The sequence below is a fragment of the Streptomyces spinoverrucosus genome (genome assembly GCF_006539505.1).
Lineage (GTDB): Bacteria > Actinomycetota > Actinomycetes > Streptomycetales > Streptomycetaceae > Streptomyces > Streptomyces spinoverrucosus.
The window spans coordinates 1-21,064 of sequence record NZ_BJND01000104.1 but is presented as its reverse complement, the minus strand read 5'-3'; the positions used below and the strand labels follow the sequence as shown (position 1 = coordinate 21,064).

The 21,064-nt window shown below is 70.9% G+C and carries 20 protein-coding genes and 3 tRNA genes; 15 read left to right on the top strand and 8 right to left on the bottom strand.

Annotated features, from left to right (window positions below; genetic code table 11):
* The first annotated feature begins 301 nt into the window (after positions 1–301).
* From SSP24_RS40050 to SSP24_RS40040, 3 genes are all read left to right on the top strand, one after another.
* The gene (locus SSP24_RS40050; RefSeq protein WP_141315832.1) at positions 302–664 is read left to right on the top strand and encodes a DUF8844 domain-containing protein; all 363 of its coding nucleotides are present in this window, start codon (positions 302–304) and stop codon (positions 662–664) included.
* A gap of 131 nt (positions 665–795) precedes the next feature.
* Positions 796–1,380: a bifunctional DNA primase/polymerase gene (locus tag SSP24_RS40045; RefSeq protein ID WP_373306715.1), complete on the top strand. Its 585-nt coding sequence runs from the start codon at positions 796–798 to the stop codon at positions 1,378–1,380.
* Positions 1,371–1,444, top strand: a tRNA-Lys gene (locus tag SSP24_RS40040). Before SSP24_RS40045 ends, SSP24_RS40040 begins: the two co-directional genes overlap by 10 nt.
* Positions 1,445–1,502: 58 nt before the next feature.
* Here SSP24_RS40040 and SSP24_RS40035 read toward each other — a convergent pair.
* On the bottom strand, positions 1,503–2,846 hold the full coding sequence (locus tag SSP24_RS40035; RefSeq protein WP_167529849.1) for a M6 family metalloprotease domain-containing protein: 1,344 nt from the start codon (positions 2,844–2,846) through the stop codon (positions 1,503–1,505).
* A 336-nt stretch (positions 2,847–3,182) separates the two neighbouring features.
* Here SSP24_RS40035 and SSP24_RS40030 point away from each other — a divergent pair, with 336 nt between their 5' ends.
* A complete protein-coding gene (locus SSP24_RS40030) occupies positions 3,183–5,048 on the top strand; it encodes a putative bifunctional diguanylate cyclase/phosphodiesterase (protein WP_141315826.1) in 1,866 nt (621 codons plus the stop codon).
* Here SSP24_RS40030 and SSP24_RS40025 read toward each other — a convergent pair.
* The 3 genes from SSP24_RS40025 to SSP24_RS40015 form a co-directional block, all read right to left on the bottom strand.
* Positions 5,027–6,142: an LLM class flavin-dependent oxidoreductase gene (locus tag SSP24_RS40025; protein WP_141315823.1), complete on the bottom strand. Its 1,116-nt coding sequence runs from the start codon at positions 6,140–6,142 to the stop codon at positions 5,027–5,029. The genes SSP24_RS40030 and SSP24_RS40025 overlap by 22 nt on opposite strands.
* 83 nt (positions 6,143–6,225) lie before the next feature.
* Positions 6,226–6,957 (bottom strand): maleate cis-trans isomerase family protein, encoded by a 732-nt coding sequence (locus tag SSP24_RS40020; protein WP_141315821.1) that lies wholly within the window; start codon positions 6,955–6,957, stop codon positions 6,226–6,228.
* A complete protein-coding gene (locus SSP24_RS40015) occupies positions 6,954–7,769 on the bottom strand; it encodes a maleate cis-trans isomerase family protein (RefSeq protein WP_141315819.1) in 816 nt (271 codons plus the stop codon). Before SSP24_RS40015 ends, SSP24_RS40020 begins: the two co-directional genes overlap by 4 nt.
* Positions 7,770–7,978: 209 nt before the next feature.
* Between SSP24_RS40015 and SSP24_RS40010 the strand changes: the two genes are divergently transcribed.
* Both SSP24_RS40010 and SSP24_RS40005 read left to right on the top strand, forming a co-directional pair.
* Entirely contained in the window at positions 7,979–8,926 is a 948-nt protein-coding gene (locus SSP24_RS40010; RefSeq protein ID WP_141315817.1) for a D-2-hydroxyacid dehydrogenase, read from the top strand.
* Positions 8,927–8,943: 17 nt separating this feature from the next.
* Positions 8,944–10,335: an amidase gene (locus tag SSP24_RS40005; protein ID WP_141315815.1), complete on the top strand. Its 1,392-nt coding sequence runs from the start codon at positions 8,944–8,946 to the stop codon at positions 10,333–10,335.
* Here SSP24_RS40005 and SSP24_RS40000 read toward each other — a convergent pair.
* Positions 10,316–10,810, bottom strand: coding sequence for a DUF3830 family protein (locus tag SSP24_RS40000; RefSeq protein WP_141315813.1), 495 nt, complete (start codon positions 10,808–10,810; stop codon positions 10,316–10,318). The genes SSP24_RS40005 and SSP24_RS40000 overlap by 20 nt on opposite strands.
* A gap of 86 nt (positions 10,811–10,896) precedes the next feature.
* Here SSP24_RS40000 and ehuB point away from each other — a divergent pair, with 86 nt between their 5' ends.
* The 6 genes from ehuB to SSP24_RS39970 all read left to right on the top strand — a co-directional run bounded on the left by ehuB (position 10,897) and on the right by SSP24_RS39970 (position 14,994).
* Complete coding sequence (ehuB, locus tag SSP24_RS39995) at positions 10,897–11,772, top strand: ectoine/hydroxyectoine ABC transporter substrate-binding protein EhuB (protein ID WP_167529848.1); 876 nt, start codon at positions 10,897–10,899, stop codon at positions 11,770–11,772.
* Complete coding sequence (ehuC, locus tag SSP24_RS39990) at positions 11,769–12,416, top strand: ectoine/hydroxyectoine ABC transporter permease subunit EhuC (protein ID WP_141315809.1); 648 nt, start codon at positions 11,769–11,771, stop codon at positions 12,414–12,416. Before ehuB ends, ehuC begins: the two co-directional genes overlap by 4 nt.
* The gene (ehuD, locus tag SSP24_RS39985; RefSeq protein ID WP_141315807.1) at positions 12,413–13,063 is read left to right on the top strand and encodes an ectoine/hydroxyectoine ABC transporter permease subunit EhuD; all 651 of its coding nucleotides are present in this window, start codon (positions 12,413–12,415) and stop codon (positions 13,061–13,063) included. The genes ehuC and ehuD overlap by 4 nt, the downstream gene beginning before the upstream one ends.
* The gene (gene ehuA, locus SSP24_RS39980; RefSeq protein WP_141315805.1) at positions 13,053–13,838 is read left to right on the top strand and encodes an ectoine/hydroxyectoine ABC transporter ATP-binding protein EhuA; all 786 of its coding nucleotides are present in this window, start codon (positions 13,053–13,055) and stop codon (positions 13,836–13,838) included. Before ehuD ends, ehuA begins: the two co-directional genes overlap by 11 nt.
* Before the next feature lie 243 nt (positions 13,839–14,081).
* Positions 14,082–14,834: an IclR family transcriptional regulator gene (locus SSP24_RS39975; RefSeq protein WP_141315803.1), complete on the top strand. Its 753-nt coding sequence runs from the start codon at positions 14,082–14,084 to the stop codon at positions 14,832–14,834.
* Between the two features lie 86 nt (positions 14,835–14,920).
* Positions 14,921–14,994, top strand: a tRNA-Lys gene (locus SSP24_RS39970).
* 54 nt (positions 14,995–15,048) lie between these two features.
* Here SSP24_RS39970 and SSP24_RS39965 read toward each other — a convergent pair.
* The 3 genes from SSP24_RS39965 to SSP24_RS39955 all read right to left on the bottom strand — a co-directional run bounded on the left by SSP24_RS39965 (position 15,049) and on the right by SSP24_RS39955 (position 18,000).
* Positions 15,049–15,654 carry a lytic polysaccharide monooxygenase auxiliary activity family 9 protein gene (locus SSP24_RS39965; protein WP_141315801.1) on the bottom strand — a complete coding sequence of 202 codons (606 nt, stop codon included), beginning with the start codon at positions 15,652–15,654 and terminating at the stop codon, positions 15,049–15,051.
* Between the two features lie 96 nt (positions 15,655–15,750).
* Positions 15,751–16,881, bottom strand: a complete 1,131-nt coding sequence (locus SSP24_RS39960) for an SPFH domain-containing protein (RefSeq protein WP_141315799.1) — start codon at positions 16,879–16,881, stop codon at positions 15,751–15,753.
* A gap of 102 nt (positions 16,882–16,983) precedes the next feature.
* A complete protein-coding gene (locus tag SSP24_RS39955; RefSeq protein ID WP_141315797.1) occupies positions 16,984–18,000 on the bottom strand; it encodes a peptidoglycan-binding protein in 1,017 nt (338 codons plus the stop codon).
* 188 nt (positions 18,001–18,188) lie between these two features.
* Between SSP24_RS39955 and SSP24_RS39950 the strand changes: the two genes are divergently transcribed.
* The 3 genes from SSP24_RS39950 to SSP24_RS39940 all read left to right on the top strand — a co-directional run.
* A tRNA-Lys gene (locus SSP24_RS39950) sits at positions 18,189–18,262 on the top strand.
* 100 nt (positions 18,263–18,362) lie between these two features.
* Positions 18,363–19,076 carry a FadR/GntR family transcriptional regulator gene (locus SSP24_RS39945; RefSeq protein WP_141315795.1) on the top strand — a complete coding sequence of 238 codons (714 nt, stop codon included), beginning with the start codon at positions 18,363–18,365 and terminating at the stop codon, positions 19,074–19,076.
* Positions 19,077–19,309: 233 nt separating this feature from the next.
* Positions 19,310–21,064, top strand: a 1,755-nt coding sequence (locus SSP24_RS39940) for a glycosyltransferase family 2 protein (protein ID WP_141315792.1), incomplete at its 3' end; no start/stop codon positions are given.

Sequence of the window (21,064 nt, the reverse complement as noted above, 5' to 3'; positions counted from 1 at the left end):
ACCACCCAACCGGCGCCGCCTGCCACGCCGCAAACCGCCGGACGGAGTCCGGCACGCCGCCGGAGGCGGCCAATGAATACAGCCCCGACGGCTGGGAGGCGAACCACGCCGTGCTGGCCCACCTCGCCGAGCACCGGGTGAAGTGGCGACCATGAACGACACCGCGCCGCCTGCCACAGCACGCCCCGAAACGCGCCGGGCGGCCCGCCCCACGGCCCCCTTGCGCGGGCGCGAGAGAATTGAGGGTGGCCCGCCCTGAACAGGCGGCGCCATCGGAACCGTACGAGGAGGAGATGAGGACATGGCGGAGCCCACGCCGCGTCGGAACGAACCGCGGCTACGCCCCGCGCCCCTGCTCTTCGAGCCCGCGGAGGCGGCCTCCGACCCGGAGCACTTCTTCGACCTGGAGTCGATCGACGACCCCCGGACGCTGCTGGCGCGGGCCACGGAGCTGACGCAGGCGTTCCGGGCGGCGGCGGACCGGGCGGTGGAGTTCCAGGCCATGGCGGCGGCGCAGCTCGCCGATCCACGCCGGTTCGACCGGCTGACGGCCGCGGACATCGCCGAGCAGGCCGAGTGGACCGAGGACTACGCCAAGAAGATGGTGGAGTACGGCCGGGATCTGCTGCGCGGGGCCGACGCGCGGGGACCCGATCCCGTCTGAGCAGCTTCCCCCAAGGCCCCGGACTCGCCCACCCTCTCGGCATATGCCAGCCGCGTAAGGTACCCCCTCCCACGCCCTCCTGTCCCGATTTCCGGCAACTCAACGAAACGAAGCGTTCACACCGGGTACCTATTGATGCCATGAGCAGCAGCACACTGACCTCGGACGGCGCCGCCTGGCTCGCCTCGGCCGGAACCTATCCGCGCAGCACCCTCGCCTTCTGGGAGGAGCGCCCGGACGCCCCCGTGGTGCTGCCCTGCGGTTCCGCCTTCGACATCGTGAGCGCGCCCGCGATGTTCGGGCGGCAGATGCTGGACCGGTTGTGGGACGAGGGCCCGGGATCGGGCCCCGTCGCGGTGTTCCGGGGCCGGATGCTGCTGTTCGCCACGCCGGGCACGGCTCAGCGGCTGCCCTCGCTGCTGGAGTGGGAGGAGTGGGGCGCCACCGGCCCGGGATCCCACGGCCGTACGGCCGCCGTCCCGCCCCTCCTGTGCCACGGCACCGGCGACGCGGTCACCGTCCCCGCCCCCACCGGGCAGGCCGAGGTCTCCGGCTCCCGCTGGGTCGTCGCCCCCGACACCCGTCACCCCTGGCTCCCGGGCCCCGAAATCCTGCTCTGGGCGGCCGTCCGGGCGGCCCGCTCCGCGGTGCGGATATCGATTTTTCCTCCCCCCGACCAGGGTGCTAAGGTCTACGACGTCAGCAGGCGCCGCTAGCTCAGTTGGTTAGAGCAGCTGACTCTTAATCAGCGGGTCCGGGGTTCGAGTCCCTGGCGGCGCACGACAAGGAGAAAGCCCCTCGCAGAAGCGAGGGGTTTTTTCCTGTGCGGGCGCAGCTGCTAGCCGTTCGCGATCTTCACCGTCCACGCCCCGGACGCCGTACGCCCCTCCACCTCCACCCGCACCCGCGCCCCGGGCACGGTGAAGCTCTCCCCCAGCGCGACCGGCGCGTCCGCGAGGGGTGGGTACACCGAGCCCTCCCAGCACGCCTCCGTGTGCGGGTGGGCGTCGATCACCTGGACCGGGCCGCCGCCGGACTCGGCCCCGGCGTGGACGCGGTAGACGAGGATGCCCTGCCGGCAGCTGTTCTGATCGTTGCCGACCGGGCCGCGGGCCTCGAAGGCGAGGGCGCTGTCGGCCCCGGTGCGCACCACCGCCAGCTTGGTCCCCCGGCCCAGCCCGAAGGCCGGGGCGCCGGCCGCGGCGGACGTCGGCAGTCCGGGCCCGGCGCCGAGCGGCTCCAGCGTCAGCCGTACGGGCCTGCTGCCCTGCACGCACACCACCTGCCGCGGCCCCAGCCAGCCCAGCTTCCACTTGTGCCAGCCGAACAGATCCGGGGCCAGTCCGAACTGGCTGCCCATCAGGTCCCAGTCACCCACATAGGTGTCCCAGTCGCCCTTGCCGTCGACCGGGCGGTGGTACAGGTCGGGCAGATCGAAGACATGGCCGGTCTCATGGGCGAGGACGAGCCGGTCCGGCGGATGGTTTTCGAACACCGTGACGACCCGGCGGATGTCGGCGCCGTCGGCACGCAGCGGGGTGTCCAGGTTGACGACCTTCGTGGCGTCGGAGTCGACGCCGGGTGCGTGCGGGTCGGCGACGAAGTAGACGACGTCGTAGCGCGAGAAGTCGACCTGGTCGTCGGCGGCGGTGAGCGCGTCGCGCAGATAGGCGGCCCGGTGCGGGGCCGCCCAGTCGCGCTGTATGGCGTACGCCGTGGAGGGCAGGGGCATGCGGATCCAGTGCCGCAGCGGGTGCGGGTGGAGGCGGAACTTGCCGTACGAGGCGTGTTCGAAGTAGCTGCTGGTGGCCGGGAAGTGGTCGGCGGTCAGTTCGGCGGGGGTGGTCAGCGGGCGGGAGTCCGGGAAGGACAGGAAGACCATCACCGCGTCCAGCGTGCCGGTCGGCCGTGGATAGGCGGTGTTCCAGGTGTCCAGGCCCTCGGAGTGGTGGGCCTGCGTTCGGGTGAGCGCGCAGGGCGCGGCTCCAAAGGGCTCGGCGACCGAGGGGCAGGTGATGAGGGAGGTCGCCGCGACCGCCGACAAGGTGGTGAACACGGCCGCGGGCTTGCGCAGTCGGGGGCGGGCGGTGGCACGGCCGAGCCCCTTGAAGGCCTCGCGGGTGCGTTCCCCCAGGGGCAGCTGGCGCGGCACATGGACCTCCGGATGCGGTTCGCGGAACACCGCATCCAGCCTGTGTGAATTTAATGTTGTATGCCCTGTTTGCCTGCACCGGACGAGTGAGGTGCCCGCAGTCCACACGGGGTCACTGAACCGGCCGACACCCCCGGACCGCTCACGGACCGTCACTATCGGCCGCAGCGTGGGGGAACCGGGCCCCGAGCAGGCAGAAACGATCTGCCGGGAGGGCGGGTCGTTCCGCGCGCGGTCGGCGACACTGGACAGTGGGCTGCGAGCGCCCTTGGCGGCCCTCTATGATCGGCACACTTTCCTGACCCTTTCCTGCCCGGACAGAGATCGAGCAGATCGAGCAGATCGAGTGCACTGCGGGAGCGAGCGGTGAGCGGAACGTCCGAAGGGCCGACGCCCGCGGCAGACCTCATCGGGCCGGCCGTCACAGACAGTAACCACGAGGCGTCGCGACGTACCGGGACCGACGCCCACGACCCCTGCCGAACCGAGGCCGACGCCTCCGACTCCTACCGCTCCGCCTTCGCCGCGGCCCCGCTCGCCATGGCGGTCGTCGACCGCGAGGGCCTGGTGGTCAGCGCCAACGCGGCGCTCGCCGACCTGCTCGGCACCGGCCCCGGCGAACTCACCGGCCGGGTCGCCGCCGACCTGGTCGACCTGGCCTCCGACGCCCGCACCTGGCACGCGTACCGCGAGCTGCTGCGCGGCCGCGACGCCAGACTGCGCTGCGCACGGCGGCTGAAGCACCCCGACGGGCACAACGCCTGGGTCCAGGTCACCGTCGCCCCGCTGCCCGACGGCGCGGACGGTGTCCTGCTGGCCGCCGCCGACATCAGCGCCCGGCGTGAACTTCAGGGCAGACTGCGGCACTTGCAAATGCACGACCCGGTGACCCGGCTGCCCAACCGCACGCTGTTCTTCGAGCGTCTCTCGGCCGCCCTGGACGTGGAGTCGTACGAAAGCGGCGGCACCGGCCGGATCGGCCTGTGCTATCTGGACCTGGACGGCTTCAAGGCGGTCAACGACACCCTCGGCCACCGGGTCGGCGACCGGCTGCTCGCGGCCGTGGCCGAGCGCCTCAACCGCTGTGCGGACGAGGCCGGTTACGGCAGGGCGAGCGCGCCGCTGGTGGCCCGGCTCGGCGGTGACGAGTTCGCCCTGCTGGTGGAGGACTCCACGGGCACCGAGCAACTCGCCGACCTGGCCGAGTCCGTGCTGACGGCGCTTCAGGAGCCCTTCGATCTGGCCGGTCAGCGGCTGTCGTTGTCGGCGTCGATCGGCGTCGTCGAACGACAGGCCGCCGGCACGACCGCCACCGGTCTGATGCAGGCCGCCGACACGACGTTGTACTGGGCGAAGGCGGACGGCAAGTCCCGCTGGACGCTGTTCGACCCGGAGCGCAACGCCCACCGCATGACCCGTCAGGCGCTCGCCTCGACGCTCCGCCCGGCCATCGACCGGGGCCAGTTCGTGCTGGAGTACCAACCGTTGGTCGGGATGGCGGACGGACGGCTGAGCGGGGTGGAAGCGTTGGTCCGTTGGAACCATCCGCAGTTCGGCATGCTGACGCCGAATCGGTTCATCGGATTGGCGGAGGAGGACGGCGCGATCGTCCCGCTGGGCCGCTGGGTGCTCGCCACCGCCTGCCGCCAGGCCCGCCGCTGGCAGCTCGAACGCCCCGACGAGCCACCCCTGTTCGTCTCGGTCAACGTGGCCGTACGCCAGGTCTGGGACTCCGACCTGGTCGCGGACGTCGCCGAGATCCTCGCCGAGACGGGCCTCGCCCCGCAGCTGCTCCAGCTGGAACTCACCGAGTCCGCGGTAATGGGCTCCGCAGGGCGCCCGTTGCAGGCCCTCCAAGCCCTCAGCGACATGGGCGTCCGCATCGCCATCGACGACTTCGGCACCGGCTACTCCAACCTCGCCTACCTCAGCCGACTGCCGGTGTCGGTGCTGAAACTGGACGGGTCCTTCGTCCGGGGCTTCCAGTACGAGGACTCCGGCGCCCACCCGAGCCCGGCCGACGAGGTCATCGTCGAAGCGATGATTCAGCTGGCGCACCGGCTGGGGCTGACGGTCACCGCGGAGTGCGTCGAGACGTCCGCGCAGGCCGGGCGGCTGCGCCGGATCGGGTGCGACACCGGACAGGGGTGGCTGTACTCCCGGCCGGTGCCGCCGGATCGTATCTCTCAGCTGATGGACTGCCCGTTCGGTCAGGCGGTCGGCAACGCGTAGGCGTCCGCGATGAGTTCGTAGGAACGCAGCCGTACCTCGCCGGTGTGCGCGTTGGCCGTGAGCATCAACTCGTCGGCGCCGGTGCGCTTGTGGAGGTCGTCCAGGCCCGCGCGGACCTCGTCCGGGGTGCCGTGGATGACGTTGGCGTTCCAGGAGGTGACGAACTCCCGTTCCATCGGGCTGAATTCGTATGCCTCCGCCTCCTCGGGCGTCGGCACGAGTCCGGGCCGTCCGGTGCGCAGCCGGATCATGCTGAGCGCGGCGGCGCGGACCTGGCGCCGGGCCTCCCGCTCGTCGTCGGTGGCGAGCGCGGAGACGCCGATGAGGGCGTACGGCTCGTCGAGGACGGCGGACGGCTTGAAGGACTCCCGGTAGAGGTCGAGCGCGGGGATCGTGTTCTGCGCGGAGAAGTGGTGCGCGAACGCGAAGGGCAGGCCGAGCAGGCCGGCCAGCCGGGCGCTGAAGCCGGAGGAGCCGAGCAGCCAGATCGGCGGGCGGTGCGGGGACTGCACGCCGCCCGGCGAGGTGGCCTGGATCGGGCCGGGGACCGCGTGGATACGGCGGTAGGGGTGGCCGTCGGGGAAGTCGTCGTCCAGGAACCGGGTCAGCTCGGCGAGCTGCTCGGGGAAGTCGTCGGCGCCCTCGTTCAGCCGGTCGGTGCGGCGCAGGGCGGCCGCGGTGGCGCCGTCGGTGCCGGGGGCGCGGCCGAGGCCCAGGTCGATCCGGCCGGGGGCCATCGCCTCCAGCGTGCCGAACTGCTCGGCGATCACCAGCGCGGCGTGGTTGGGCAGCATCACACCGCCCGAGCCGAGCCTGATGCGGTCGGTGTGGGCGGCGAGGTGGGCGAGGATCACGGCCGGGGACGAGGAGGCGACGCCCGGCATGGAGTGGTGCTCGGCGACCCAGTACCGGTGGAAGCCGCGGGCCTCCGCGAGGCGGGCCAGAAAGACGCTGGTGCGCAGGGCGTCGGTGGCGGTGCGGCCCGCGCCGACGGTGACCAGGTCCAGTACGGAGAGGGGGACGGGGGCGGTGCCGTGGGCGGTCCCGCGGATCTCGTCGTGCTCGTCACGCGCGTCGCGCTGGTCGTCGGGCAAGGGATGCCTCCTGGTCTGGGCCGTGCGGTGTCCGTGTCCTCACGGCGCTAACAGGAGACAGTCTCCGCTTATTCCACTGCCAGTCACACCTGCACGATCGGCTCCCTGGTGAACAGCGCCCCCAGCGCCGGCGCGTTCACCCGGCGGTCCGCCAGCCGCAGCGCCTCCCAGACGGTGACCTGGTTGGCGGTGAGGACCGGCTTGCCGAGCTCCTTCTCCAGGGCCGGGATGTGCGCCGCCGTGTGCAGGGCCGTGTCGGGCAGGAGGACCGCCTCCGCGTCCGGCGCGTCGGCTGCGCGGGCCAGCGCGAAGACCTCCGCCTCGCCCCAGGTGCCGACCTCGGCCGCCGTGATGATCCCGGAGCTGCGCACGCCGGTCACCTCGATGCCGGCCGCCCCCAGGAAGTCCGCGAACAACGCCGCCACGTCCTCCGGATACGTGGCCCCCACCGCGACGCGCCGCACGCCCAGCTCCCGTACCGCGTGCACGAAGGCGAAGGACGTCGAGGAGGCCGGCATGCCGGCCGCCCGGGCCAGGGTGCGCACCTGCTCGTGGGCGCCCTCCCAGCCGTGCACGAAGCTGCCGCTGGTGCACGCCCACACCACGGCCTCGCAACCGGCGTGCCGCAGTTCCTGGACACCGGCCGAGAGGCGCTCCGGGGAGCCCATCTCGCGCAGCGCGTCGACCCGGTGGGCGTCCTCGCCGATGTCGGTGTGCACCAGGTCCACCCGGATGTCGCTGCCCAGGAGCTGCTCGATGCGCGGATAGTCGTCCTCGGCGGAGTGGCCCGGGTAGAGGAATCCCAGTGCTGTCATGTCCAGCCTTCCTGCTGCTGCTCTTCTTCCGGCACTACGGCACCGGGGGCCGGCCCCGGCAGTACGGGGCCGGTGCGCGCCGCCGGATCGATCAGCGCCTGATACGGCCCCACGGCACGGGTACCCAGTCGGCGCAGCGCCGCCCACATCGTCACTTGGTTGGCCGAGATCACCGGTATGCGCAGCTCGGCCTCCAGTTGCGGGATCACGTCGTAGGTCGGCAGGTTGGTGCAGCTGATGAACAGGGCGTCGGCGGCGCCGCGTACGGCCTGGCGGGCCATGTCCACGACCTCGCGGTACGGGACCTTCCAGATGTGCCGGGTCAGCCCCATGAACGCGCAGCCCGTGACGGCGACGCCCGCCTGCGCCACGTACCCCTCCAGTGCCCGGGTCACCGACACCGTGTACGGCGTCACCAGCGCCACGCGCCGGACGTCCAGCTCGACCAGGGCCTCCAGCAGCGCGCCCGAGGTGGTGATCGCCGGCACGGAGCCCGCCCGGCTCATCGCCTCGCACATCGCGCGCTCGCCGACGATGCCGCCGACGAAGCTGCCCGAGGTGCAGGCGTAGGCGACCACCTCGGGCTCGATCGCGTTCAGCGTGCGCACCGCCTCGCCGAGCGTCTCGTGCTCGCTGACCAGGCGGGCGAGGTCGAGGCTGACCTCGACCGGCACGTACGGGGTGCGGGTGACGTGCAGGGACACCTCGTCCGGTACCCAGCGCCACAGTTCGCGGTCCAGCGCGAAGTCGAAGGGGGCGACGACACCGACCCCGCGCTGCGGAGCCGGTCCGCCGAGAAATGCGACGTCCATGGCAGGCACCGGCCTCACGCTCGGCAGACGGGTGGGCAACGGATCGTGGGGAACGCCCGTGTTGACGACGGTAGGTTCGGGTGCGAGCGTGGTCAATCCGCCCGGATCACCCCCAGGTCAACACCCCGTTAAACCCCGTTGACACCTCGTCACCGGCCGACCCGCCACACTCGGCCCGCCCCCGCGAACGGCTGGAGAAACGGCTGCCCATGACCACCCCCACCCTGCTCGTCCTGGACGCCGACCCGCTGCCCCGGCTCGGCCGCCTCACCGGCCGCGCCCGGATCGAGCACGCGGACGCCTCGACGCTCGCCGAGCGGCTGCCGTACGCCGATGTGCTGCTCGTGTGGGACTTCACCTCGCACGCGGTGCGCGAGGCCTGGCCGGGGGACGGGCCACGGCCGCGCTGGGTGCACACGGCGAGCGCGGGCGTGGATCACCTGATGTGTCCGGAACTCGCCGCGTCCGACACCGTGGTGACCAACGCGCGCGGCGTCTTCGACCAGCCGATCGCCGAGTACGTCGCCGCCCTCGTCCTGGCGATGGCCAAGGACCTGCCCCGCACGCTTCAGCTCCAGCGGGAGCGGACCTGGCGGCACCGCGAGTCGCAGAAGGTCACCGGGACCCGGGCGGTCGTGGTCGGCTCCGGCCCGATCGGCCGGGCGATCGCCCGCACCCTCAAGGCGCTCGGCGTCATCACCGCCCTCGTCGGCCGCACCCCGCGCACCGGGATCCACGGCCCCGACGACCTGGACCGGCTGATGTCCCGCGCGGACTGGGTGATCGCCGCGGCACCGCTCACGGAGCAGACGCGGGGCATGTTCGACGCGCGCCGCTTCGGCGTGATGCAGCCCTCCGCCCGGTTCGTCAACGTCGGCCGCGGCCCGCTGGTCGTCGAGGACGCGCTCGCCGAGGCGCTGGCCAAGCGCTGGATCGCGGGCGCCGCCCTGGACGTCTTCGACGCCGAACCCCTGCCGCCGGACAGCCCGTTGTGGCAGGTGCCGAACCTGATCGTGTCCCCGCACATGAGCGGCGACACCGCCGGCTGGCGGGACGAACTCGGGGCCCAGTTCGTGGAGTTGTACGAGGCCTGGGACGCGGGACGGCCGCTGCCGAACGTGGTCGACAAACAGCGCGGGTACGTACCCGGACACTGACGTCCCTTGGAGGGTGGATGACCGAGCTCACCGAGCTGACCGCCGTACGACTCCTCGACGGCTACCGCAAGGGCGAGTTCAGCCCCGTGGAGGCGACCCGCGCGGCGCTGCGGCGGGCCGAGGCGATCCAGCCGGAGGTGAACGCTTTCGTCCGGCTGACCGCGGAGGACGCGCTGCGGCGGGCCCGGGAGTCGGAGGAGCGATGGCGGCGCGGCGCGCCGGTCGGTCTGCTCGACGGGGTGCCGGTCACCGTGAAGGACATCCTGCTGCTGCGCGGCGCCCCCACCCTGCGCGGCTCGAAGACCGTCGACCCCGGCGGCCGCTGGGACGAGGACGCGCCCTCGGTCGCCCGGCTGCGCGAGCACGGCGCGGTGTTCCTCGGCAAGACCACGACCCCCGAGTTCGGCTGGAAGGGCGTCACGGACTCGCCGCTCAGCGGGGTGACGCGCCATCCATACGATCGGACGCGCACGGCGGGCGGCTCCAGCGGGGGCGCCGCGGCGGCCGTGGCGCTCGGCGCCGGGCCGCTGGCGCTCGGCACGGACGGCGGCGGCAGTGTCCGTATCCCGGCCGCGTTCTGCGGGATCTTCGCGTTGAAGCCGACGTACGGACGCGTGCCGCTGTATCCGGCGAGCGCGTTCGGGACGCTGGCGCATGTGGGGCCGATGACGCGGGACGCGGCGGACGCGGCGCTGCTGATGGACGTGATCGGCCATCCTGACTCCCGCGACTGGTCGGCGCTCGGACCGGCGGCCGCGGCCTTCACCGACGGTCTGGCGGGCGGGGTGCGCGGGCTGCGGGTGGCGTACTCGCCGACGCTGGGCGGGCAGGTGGCGGTGCGCCCGGCGGTCGCGGCGGCGGTACGGCGGGCGGTGCAGCGGCTGGCGGAGCTCGGCGCGTACGTCGAGGAGACCGACCCCGACCTCACCGACCCGGTGGAGGCCTTCCACACCCTGTGGTTCAGCGGCGCCGCCCGCGTGACCCAGCGCCTCGGGCCGGAGCAGCGCGAGCTGCTGGACCCGGGGCTGCGGGAGATCTGCGCGCAGGGCGCCGGCTACTCGGCGCTGGACTATCTGGCCGCGGTGGACATCCGGATGGATCTGGGCCGCCGGATGGGCCGCTTCCACGACACCTACGACCTGCTTCTCACCCCGACCCTGCCGATCACCGCGTTCGAGGCGGGCGCCGAGGTGCCGAAGGGTTCCGGGCACCGGCGGTGGACGGGCTGGACGCCGTTCACGTACCCGTTCAACATGACCCAGCAGCCCGCGGCGACCGTGCCCGTCGGGACGGACGGGGACGGTCTGCCGATCGGGATGCAGCTGGTGGCGGCCCGACACCGGGACGACCTGGTGCTGCGGGCGGCGCACACCCTGTACGAGGCCGGTGTCACATCCGGCGGAAACTGAGCGTCTCCCCCGCCGCTCCGGAGCGCCACAGGTCGTTGCACGCCTCGGCCATGCCATCCAGGCCCTCGACGATCTGGCCCCAGACGATGCCGGGCACCCAGCCGACGTCGCCGTTGAGCAGCAGGTTGTTGCGTTCGTAGAACAGGGCGAGGTCCACGACGGTCGTACCGGCGCGGACCTCGCGGTCGTAGCCGTAGGACTTCGTGCCCAACTCCGCGCCCGGGAAGGTGAAATAACACAGGTCGCCCGGAATGGGGGTAACTGTCGGATTTTCCAGGGGTGGCTCCGTCTCCGCGAACGGCGGGAACAGGGCGTAGATCTCGTTGCGTGCGTACTTGGCGTGGTAGACGTCACCGGACAGCGGCAGGGCGTCCCACACGGCCGCGCAGGTCAACGGGGCACGGTCGTCCAGCAGTTTCGCCGTGCAGCGCACCCCGCGCCGGGCCAGTGAGACCTCGATGAACCGAACACTCATGGGTTCCCACGTGCCCAGGGGGCATACATCGCATGCTCTCGGGTAGCCGCGCGCCCATGGCTTCACCACTCAGAAACAGCCACCCCATGTCCAGACCTACCCGCCGGTCGCTGCTCGCGGGGGTCGCGGCGCTCGGCGCGCTGGGTGCCGCCGGGTGCAGCCGCGTGGCCACCGCGTCCGGTACGAACGGCGGTGACCTGCTCGACCGGATGCGAGCCGCCGGTGTCGTACGCCTGGGCATCGCGGGTGAGGTCCCCTTCGGGTACATCGACAAGAACGGCGAGCTGACCGGCGAGGCGCCCGAGCTGGCGAAGGCGATCTTCAAACGGCTCGGGGTGGACCGGGTGCAGCCCGTGCCGACCGAGTTCGGCTCGCTCATCCCCGGCCTGAACTCGCAGCAGTTCGACGTCGTGGCCGCCGGGATGTACGTCACCCCGGAACGCTGTGAGCAGGTCATCTTCGCGGACCCCGACTACCAGATGCCCGACGCGTTCGTCGTGCGCAAGGGCAATCCGCTGGGGCTGCGCGACTACAAGGACGCCTTCGCGAAGAAGGCGCGGATCGCCACCGGGACCGGCTACGCCCAGATCGAGCACGCCGTCGAGGCCGGGTACCGGCGCGGCGACATCCTCATCGTCCCCGACCAGGTAGCCGGGCTGAACGCCGTCGAGGCCGGCCGGGTCGACTTCTTCACCGCCACCGCGGTCACCTCCCGCACAGTCGTGCGGACGTCCGCGAAGGCGGAGGCGACCAAGCCCTTCACCCCGATCATCGACGGCAAGCCGCAGCTCGCCGGGGGCGCCTTCGCGTTCCGGCCCACCGAGACCAAGCTGCGGGACGCCTTCAACGTCGAGTTGCACAAGATGAAGAAGAGCGGCGAGGTCTTCCGGATCCTCAAGCCGTTCGGCTTCACCGAGACCGAGATGACCGACCTGACGGCGAAGGAGCTGTGCGGCGGATGACCTCGGGACTCTGGGAACTGGTACTCACGGGGACCTGGACCACGATCCAGCTGCTGGTCCTCAGCGCGCTGCTGGCCGCGGTGGTGTCCTTCGTGGTCGGTGTCGCGCGCACCCACCGGCTGTGGATCGTGCGGTTCGCCGCGGGCTTCTACACGGAGGTGTTCCGCGGCACCTCGGCACTGGTGATGATCTTCTGGGTGTTCTTCGTGCTGCCGCCCGCCTTCGGCTGGCAGCTCGTACCGCTGTGGGCGGGCACCCTTGCCTTGGGGCTGACCTACGGGGCGTACGGCTCGGAGATCGTGCGCGGCGCGCTGAACTCCGTCGACCCGGCGCAGCGTGAGGGCGGGATCGCGCTCAGCTTCACGCCGTGGCAGCGGATGCGGCTGATCCTGCTGCCGCAGGCGGTGCCGGAGATGATCCCGCCGTTCTCCAACCTGCTGGTCGAGCTGCTCAAGGGCACCGCCCTGGTGTCGATCATGGGCATGGGCGACCTGGCGTTCAGCGGCAACCTGGTGCGGCTCGCCCTGCAGGAGAGCGCGGAGATCTACACGTACGTGCTGCTCATCTACTTCGTGATCGCGTTCCTGCTCACCCGCCTGATGCGCGGTCTTGAGCAACGACTCAAGGCGGGGGTGGCCCGATGAACTGGGACTGGGAAGCCGTCCGCGACTTCATGCCGCAGTTCTGGGACGGCCTGCTCGTCACCCTGCAGGCGCTGGTGCTGGGGTCGCTGATCTCGTTCGCGCTGGGGCTGGTGTGGACGCTGCTGATGCGCACGCCGAGCCGCTGGGTGCGCTGGCCGGTCGGGGTGTTCACGGAGTTCGTGCGGAACACGCCGCTGCTGGTGCAGCTGTTCTTCCTCTTCTACGTGCTGCCCGAGTGGGGACTGACGTTCTCCGCGCTGACCACCGGTGTCTTCGCGATCGGCCTGCACTACTCGACGTACACCATGCAGGTCTACCGGGCCGGTATCGAGGCGGTGCCCGCCGGGCAGTGGGAGGCCGCGACGGCGCTCAGCCTGCCGACGGTGCGGACCTGGCAGGTGGTGATCCTGCCGCAGGCGGTCCGCCGGGTGGTGCCCGCGCTCGGGAACTACGTGATCTCGATGCTGAAGGACACTCCGCTGCTCATGGCGATCACCGTGCTGGACATGCTCGGCCAGGCGCGGCTCTTCTCCCAGGAGCACTTCCGGTTCACCGAGCCCCTCACCGTGATCGGCGTGGCTTTCATCCTCGTCTCGTATCTGGCTTCCGTACTTCTGCGCACCCTGGAGCGACGTCTTGTCCGTTGAAACAAACAAGCAGCCCGCCGACGGCACCCATAGCGGTCCCGCCCCGCTGATCCGCCTGGAGCAGGTCACCAAGCGGTTCGGGGACAACACGGTCCTCGACCACCTCGACTTCTCCGTCGACGCAGGAAGGCACGTCACCCTGATCGGGCCGTCCGGGTCGGGCAAGACCACGATCCTGCGGCTGCTGATGACCCTGGCCAAGCCGGACGAGGGCACGATCACCGTCGACGGGGAGCAGCTCTTCCCGGCGTCGGAGAAGCAGATCCGTGAGGTCCGCAAGAAGATCGGGATGGTCTTCCAGCAGTTCAACCTGTTCCCGAACATGAGCGTGCTGAGGAACGTCACCGAGGCGCCGGTCACCGTGCTCGGCCTGTCGAAGGACGAGGCGGAGGCGCGCGCCCGGGAGCTGCTGGACCTGGTGGGCCTCGCCGACAAGTGCGACGCCAAGCCGTCCCAGCTGTCCGGCGGGCAGCAGCAGCGGGTGGCGATCGCGCGGGCGCTGGCGATGCGGCCGCAGGTGCTGCTGCTCGACGAGGTGACCTCGGCGCTGGACCCGGAGCTGGTGGCCGGTGTCCTGGACGTGCTCAGGGACATCGCGCGCTCCACGGACATCACGATGCTCTGTGTGACCCACGAGATGAACTTCGCCCGGGACATCTCCGACCAGGTCCTGATGTTCGACTCGGGGCGGGTCATCGAGTCGGGCCCGCCGGAGAAGATCTTCGGCGACGCCGATCACGAGCGGACGAGGGAGTTCCTCAGCGCAGTGCTGTGACATCTCGAATGGCTCGCGTCAGTGGCATATGCCACGCGGTTACGCCCCTGCTGAGAGGGTCGCAATCTCGTCAACTGCCGCTCGCTACCGGCCTCTTGCCGGTTATCGTTGAAGACAGGCCCTGGACGGGAAGCGAGCGCGCAGGGGGGACACCGTGGCGCTGCTGTGTTATCCCGGGGGACAACCCCCGGACCCCCGGCCGGCCCGCACGTGTCCGGCGACGCCATAGCGAGGGGAGCTGCCATGAGGGTCGAGCCGACCGCGCCGTACCACTCGACCCAGGACGCGCTGCGCGTCCTGGAGGCGGTGGCGCGGCACCCCGTCGGTGTCACCGTCGCCGAGATCACCCGCCACACCGGCCTCGGCGCGGAGCGGCTGACCGGACTGCTGCGGATGCTGCGCCGCGAGGGGTACGTCGAACAGGTCACGGACGGCGCATATGTCACCGGCGCCACGCTGGCCCGCCTCGGCTCGGCGCACAACCGCGACGAGGCCCTGCACGAGCAGCTCCAGCGCACCCTCGACCGGCTCCGGGACTCCGTCGGGGCGGCCGTGTACATCAGCCGGTACCTCGACGGCGAGGTCAGGGTCACCCAGTACGCGGCCGGCCCGGCCACCCCGGCGGTCAACGAGTGGGTCGACTTCCGCTACTCCGCGCACGCCACGGCGGTCGGCAAGAGCCTGCTCGGCCAGCTCGACCACGCCGGCCGCCGCGACCATCTGGCCCGGCACAAGATGGCCCGACTCACCTCGCGCACGATCACCAGCGACAAGGTGCTGCTCTCCCGCCTGGAGGCCCAGCCGCCGACGGTGCCGGTGCTCGACCTGCAGGAGTACGCGATCGGCACGGTCTGCGCGGCCGTCCCGATCACCGCCGGTTCCTCGGTGGGCTGCCTGGCCCTGTCCCTCCCGGTCGAGCACGCCCACCGGCTGCGCCGGGCGGCGGACACCCTGAACCGCAGCGCGACGCCGGTGCTGCTCTCCCTGGCGATCTAGTGCGCGGGCGGTGGTCGGGAGCACCCCCGCGGACCAGGTAGTATTTTCTACGTCGCCGACCGCGGAACGCGGACGGCGGGAGTCATGCGCCGCTAGCTCAGTTGGTTAGAGCAGCTGACTCTTAATCAGCGGGTCCGGGGTTCGAGTCCCTGGCGGCGCACAGAAGAGGAGCCCCTCGCGGTGAGCGGGGGGCTCCTTCGCGTGTCCGGCGCGCTCAGAACGTGACGTCCGAGCAGGCGTAGAACGCGTTGGCCGTGTCGGCGATCGTCCACACCGCGACGATCACATGCCGGCCGCTGAGCCCGGACGGCAGTGTGCCGCTGTGCGAGAGGGTCTGCGGCGGGCGCTGGCCGCCGTAGGGGACCGTGAGGAACGGGGTCAGGTTGAGGTCGGAGCGGGCCAGGTTGTGGTTCTGGTTCCAGCCCGGCTTGGTGACGTAGTACTTGAAGTCCGTCGTGGCGTGCATGGCGGTGAACTGCCAGCGGAAGGTGTAGCTCTGACCGCCGTTCACCTTGGTGGCGGGCCAGGCGGCGCCGGACGGCGTCCTCGGTGCGCTGAGCTGGGCGAACTGGCCCAGTCCTGCGTTGCAGATCTGCCCGTCGGCCGGGCCGCCGGCCGGGAAGCCCTTCGGGCCCTCGACGCTCTGCGGCTCCCACTGGATGGGGCCGCAGTTGGTCACCGTGCCGTTCTGGCAGAGCTTCTGCCGGCTGATGGGCAGATCGGTGTAGCCGTGGCCGCTTGCTCCGCCGGAGGAGAGTACGAGAGCGCCGGTGGTCGCGAGACCCACCATCGCGGCGGACAACTTGGTCTTTTTGCGCATACTGCCGCTCCTGGAGAACGTGGGGGAAGTTCAGTGAGCTTGCAGGTCTAGACCAAGTCTGAGCGTATGGCCGTTAGTTGAACATGTCCATACCAATCACGGACCTGTTTCTCCCCGCCCCGCGCAGAACGCCACCGTCAAGTCCTTCACCAGCACCTTGCGTTCGTCGTCGTCCAGCTCCACCAGCCCCCGCATGGTCAGCCGGGTCACCGTGTCCTCCACCGAGTCCACCACCGACGTCAGCACGCTCGCCCGGTGCTGGGCGTCCAGCGCCGCGATCCGGCGGCGGTGCATCGCCGCGGCCACCTCGGGTGCGTACTCGACCCGCACCGGCTGCACCGAGAACACCTCCAGCCCCACCGGTGTCGCGTCCGCCGCCACCAGCCGGGTCAGCGCGTCGGCCGCCGCGTCCACCGCGGGCCGCGCCGCGCCCGGCATCTCCACCGGCACCCGCGCCAGCGCCGCCTCCACGCACACCCGCAGATACGCCTCGTGGTCCTCCACCGCCAGCGCCGCCCGGGCGGTGTCCCGCACCCGCCACACCACGAGCACCACCACCCGCAGCGCGACCCCGCTCCCGTCGGCCGCGGGCATCGGCTCACTGCGCCAGTGCCGCAGCCGTACGTCGACCCCGCGGCGCAGCAGCAGCGGGTTGACCCACATCAGACCCGTCCGCCGGACGGTCCCCCGGTAGCGGCCGAACAGCCCGAGCACCCAGGCCCGCCCGGTCCGCCCCCGCGTCAGCCCGCCGAACCCGAACAGCCCCAGCGCCCCGGCCCCGGCATACGCCGCCCACTGTGCCGGACCCGGCCCGGCCCCCGCGGACACCGGCAGCCCCAACGCCGCCGCCACGACCGGCGGCAGTGTGCCCGCCCACCACGAGGTGACCGCGCACCCGGCCGCCCCGGCGGCACCGGCGAGCAGCCCCACCGTCGCGGGCAGCACCCGCGCGGGCCGCTCCACCAGGGCGGGGTCGACCTGCGGCACCGGCCGGGCCCGCGACGGAACCGGGCGGCGCAGCCGGGGCTGCTCGCCGGTGCCCTGCCGACGGTTCACCACGGCGGGCCGCAGCTGCACGGACACTGGGTCGGGGTCGTCGCGGAACAGCAGATGGACGGGGATCTCGGTGGTCGCCTCGTTCTGGATCAGCCGGGCCGGCCGGGCCGGGGGCGGCGGGTTCTGCTCGGCTCCCCCGGGGTCGGGGGTCTGGGGAGTGGTCGTGGTCATGCGTGTCTCCAGCCTCCGCGCCAGATGCGTTCGTACGTGGGGACAGGTCGTGCGTGGGGACGGGTCATCCGCGGGAACAGGCCGTACGGGGGGGCAAATCGGTCAGGAAAAGAGCCGCCGCCAGGTCTCCGGCCCCGGGTAGCCGTCCGCCGCGCCGCCCCGCCAGCCCTGGGTGCGCTGGAAGGCCTCGACGCCGCGCCGGTCCGCCTCGCCCCAGCGCGGGCCCGGCCCGTTCGGGTAGTGCCTGCCGAATCCTTTCTTCACCAGCTGGTGGCCGAGCTGCGTGACATACGGGTTGTTCGCGCCGGGCCGGAACATCGCCCGGCCCGGATACGGCGTCGCGGGCGGGGTCGCGGGTGGCGTCACGGGCGGCGTCGCTGGTGGTTCCTCCACTACACCCTTGTAGCGATACGGGACGTATCGGTCGGAGTTCTTCCAGTAGGCGTACGGGGTGATCTGCCGACGAGCATGCGGGCGGGTCGACTCGTAGGCCACATAGCCCGTCCGGGTGTAGTCGGTCCAGCCGGCGAAGAGGACGACGTGCGAGCCGTTCTGCGGGTTGTCCGGGTTGTGGAAGAGCAGCATGTCGCCGGGCTGGAGTTCCGCCTTGGTGATGCGGGTGCCGAAGGTGTGGAGCGAGCCGGTCCATTCGTTCTGCGGCAGGCTCCAGGCCATCGAGACAAAGCCCGAGCAGTCCTGCCGGTAACCGTCCTCCCAGTAGGAGGTCATGCTGTACGGCACCTTGGCGTCGACCCATTTCTGGGCGCGTTCGATGATCTTCGCGCGGGTGATCTCGGGGATCTTCCCGGCGTCCAACGGCTTGACCGGTGTCCCGGCCGGGCCGTATAGCGGGGCCCGTCCGCCCTGGGGGCTCTGAGGCTCGTCACCTGCGGGAACGCCGGGTCGCAGGGGGGCGTGGGCGGCGGCGAGAGCCGGTGCGGTGCAGCCGACGCCGAGGGCCGTGGAGGTCACGGCGGCCAGGGCGAGGGCACGTCGGGCGGCGGGGTGGGCGGTGAGGCGGCGGGGGGCGGAATGCGGGAGTACGCGGCGCCAGTGGGCGCATCCGGGGCAGTCGCAGTCGCTCGCGGGATCGATTTCCTCGAATACTGGAGTTTCCATGCGATTCCCCTCACACTCCAGGTGGGAATTTCCGGGCCAGTGCACGTTGATCAGTTTCACAACTGTCTTCCGGGCGCGCATGTTGACGGTCCGAATGATGTACGGCATCCCGTCCCGGGCCCGGTGGGGCCCCTCCCCGGCGGTCCGGAGCACCCCGAGAGGTCATGTAGAGTTAACGACGTCAGCACGCGCCGCTAGCTCAGTTGGTTAGAGCAGCTGACTCTTAATCAGCGGGTCCGGGGTTCGAGTCCCTGGCGGCGCACTCGACAGCGAGGCCTCTCACCGTGGTGAGGGGCCTTCTGCATGGGCGGAAGAGGGTCGGAAGAGGGTCCTCCTCGGTTATCGCCGGTTACCCTCTGGCCATGGCAGCGCGTGACCTCCAGGAGAGGATCAAGAAGCTCATCGTCGACCGCCGGCTGGCCTCCGGGGCGCCGCTGCCGACCGAGCCCGAGCTGATGGCATTCCTCGGGGCGAGCCGGAACTCGGTCCGGGAGGCGCTGAAGGCCCTCCAGGCGATGGGGATCGTCGAGATACGGCACGGCTTCGGCACCTATGTCGGCCGTATGTCCCTCGCCCCGATGATCGAGGGCCTCGCCTTCCGCACGGTCACCGGGCACCACCGGGGCGAGGACAGCCTGCTGCAGCTGCTGGAGCTGCGTGAGGCGATGGAGACGGGACTGGTGTCCCGGCTCGCGGGGCGGCTCCCGGAGCCGGACCTCGTGGAACTGGAAGCTCTCGTGGACCGGATGGATCAGCGGGCCGCACAGGGTACCGGCCTCGCCGAGACCGACCGGGCCTTTCACGCCACCCTCTACCGAGGCCTGGACAACGTGCTGCTGAGCGAGGTGCTGGAGGCGTTCTGGGACGCCTTCCACCGGGTGAGCAGGGACCTTGTGGAGGTGCCGCAGGACCCGCGGATCACCTGCCGACAGCACCGGGAGATCCTGGACGCGGTCCGGTCCGGCGACTCGCTCCGCGCCGAGGAAGCCATAAGAGACCACTTCCGCCACATTCGTACCCGACTGCTCTCAAGCGCACCAGCAGACACCAACTTGCGTCCGAATGAGCCCGTATAACGGGTAAATACCCTGTATCCCATCTTGCGATCATGCAGAACGGCGTAGAACCCTGGTTTTCAACAGGCCGCGGATGCGCGCCAATTGGGGGGATAGAAACCGGTTGCAGGTGGTGCGGGGAGGGGGCCCCGTTCATGGAGTGATGCCGGGGGGCGTCACGCGACCGGGACGTCGCGCAGTTCCATGTCTACGGAGGGACACGCGGACTTCAGCCGCGTGTGGGGGGATGACTCATGACGCTCAGGGTGCCTGCGCACCGGACCAGCACCACGGGAACGTTCCGCCGGATCAGAAAGACCCTGCCCCGGTACGACTACGAGCACTACAGCCGGCTGGCCGGCCCCCTCACCGAGCCCGATCCCGACAAGCCGTACAAGGTGCGGTACCGCTCACTGATCTCCCAGGAGCCGCACCGCGTCCGCGTGGCCCTGATGCTGGCGGCCGCGCCTCTGCTCTCGCTGGTCCTGCTGGTCTGGCTGCTCCAGCCCGCGCACTGGACCCAACGCGACTACCCGGCGTACGACTTCCTGCCCGCGCTGGACGTCGTGATGCTGGTGTCGATCGGTCTGATCGAGTTCTTCCGCTGTATGAACGTGCTGTCGAACGCGCACGCCACGTTGGTCGCCCGCGACCCGATACCGGTGGTGCCGGAGATCGGCACGAGAGTCGCCTTCCTCACCTCCTTCGTGCCCGGCAAGGAGCCGCTGGAGATGGTGACGAAGACCCTGGAGGCGGCGGTGAGGATCCGCCACCGGGGCCTGATGCACGTCTGGCTGCTCGACGAGGGCGACGACCCGGCGGTCAAGGATGTCTGCGCCCGGCTCGGCGTGCACCACTTCTCCCGCAAGGGCGTCGCGAAGTGGAACCAGGCCAAGGGTCCGCACCGCGCCAAGACCAAGCACGGCAACTACAACGCCTGGCTCGACGCCCACGGCGACGACTACGACTTCTTCGCGTCCGTCGACACCGACCACGTACCGCTGCCGAACTACCTGGAGCGGATGCTCGGCTTCTTCCGCGACCCGGACGTCGGCTTCGTGATCGGCCCGCAGGTGTACGGCAACTACGACACGTTCGTCACCAAGGCCGCCGAGTCGCAGCAGTTCCTCTTCCACGCGCTGATCCAGCGGGCCGGCAACCGCTACGGCGCCCCGATGTTCGTCGGCACCTCCAACGCCGTACGGATCAAGGCGCTGAAGCAGATCGGCGGGCTGTACGACTCGATCACCGAGGACATGGCGACCGGTTTCGAGATCCACCGGCACCGCAACCCGGCCACCGGCAGGAAGTGGCGCTCGGTGTACACGCCGGACGTGCTCGCGGTCGGTGAGGGCCCGAGCGCCTGGACGGACTTCTTCACCCAGCAGATGCGCTGGTCGCGCGGAACGTACGAGACGATCCTCAAGCAGTACTGGAAGGGCTGGTACTCGCTGCCGCCGACCAAGCTCTTCAATTACACGATGATGATCATCTTCTATCCGATGTCGGCCCTGAACTGGATCCTCGCGGCGCTGAGCTGTGCGCTGTTCCTGGGCCTCGGTGCCTCGGGTGTGAACATCGACCCGGCGGTCTGGCTGATGCTGTACGGCAACGCCTCCGCCCTGCAGATCGGCCTGTACGTCTGGAACCGCCGCCACAACGTCTCCCCGCACGAGCCGGAGGGCTCCGGCGGTGTGGCCGGCATGGTGATGTCCGCGCTGTCGGCGCCGCTGTACGCGAAGGCGCTGATCGACTCGGTGCTGCGCCGCAAGAGCAAGTTCGTGGTCACGCCCAAGGGCGACTCCGCGAGCCCGGACCGCTGGTTCGGGACGTTCCGGTACCACTGGTACTTCGTCCTGATCTTCGGTGGCTCGATCGCCGCCGGCTACTACTTCGGCCACTCCCACCCCGCGATGATCATCTGGGCGTCGTTCGCGATGCTGATCACCGCCACGCCGGTGTTCGCCTGGCGCTGGGAGCTGCGGCGGGCGAAGCAGCAGCCGGCCGCC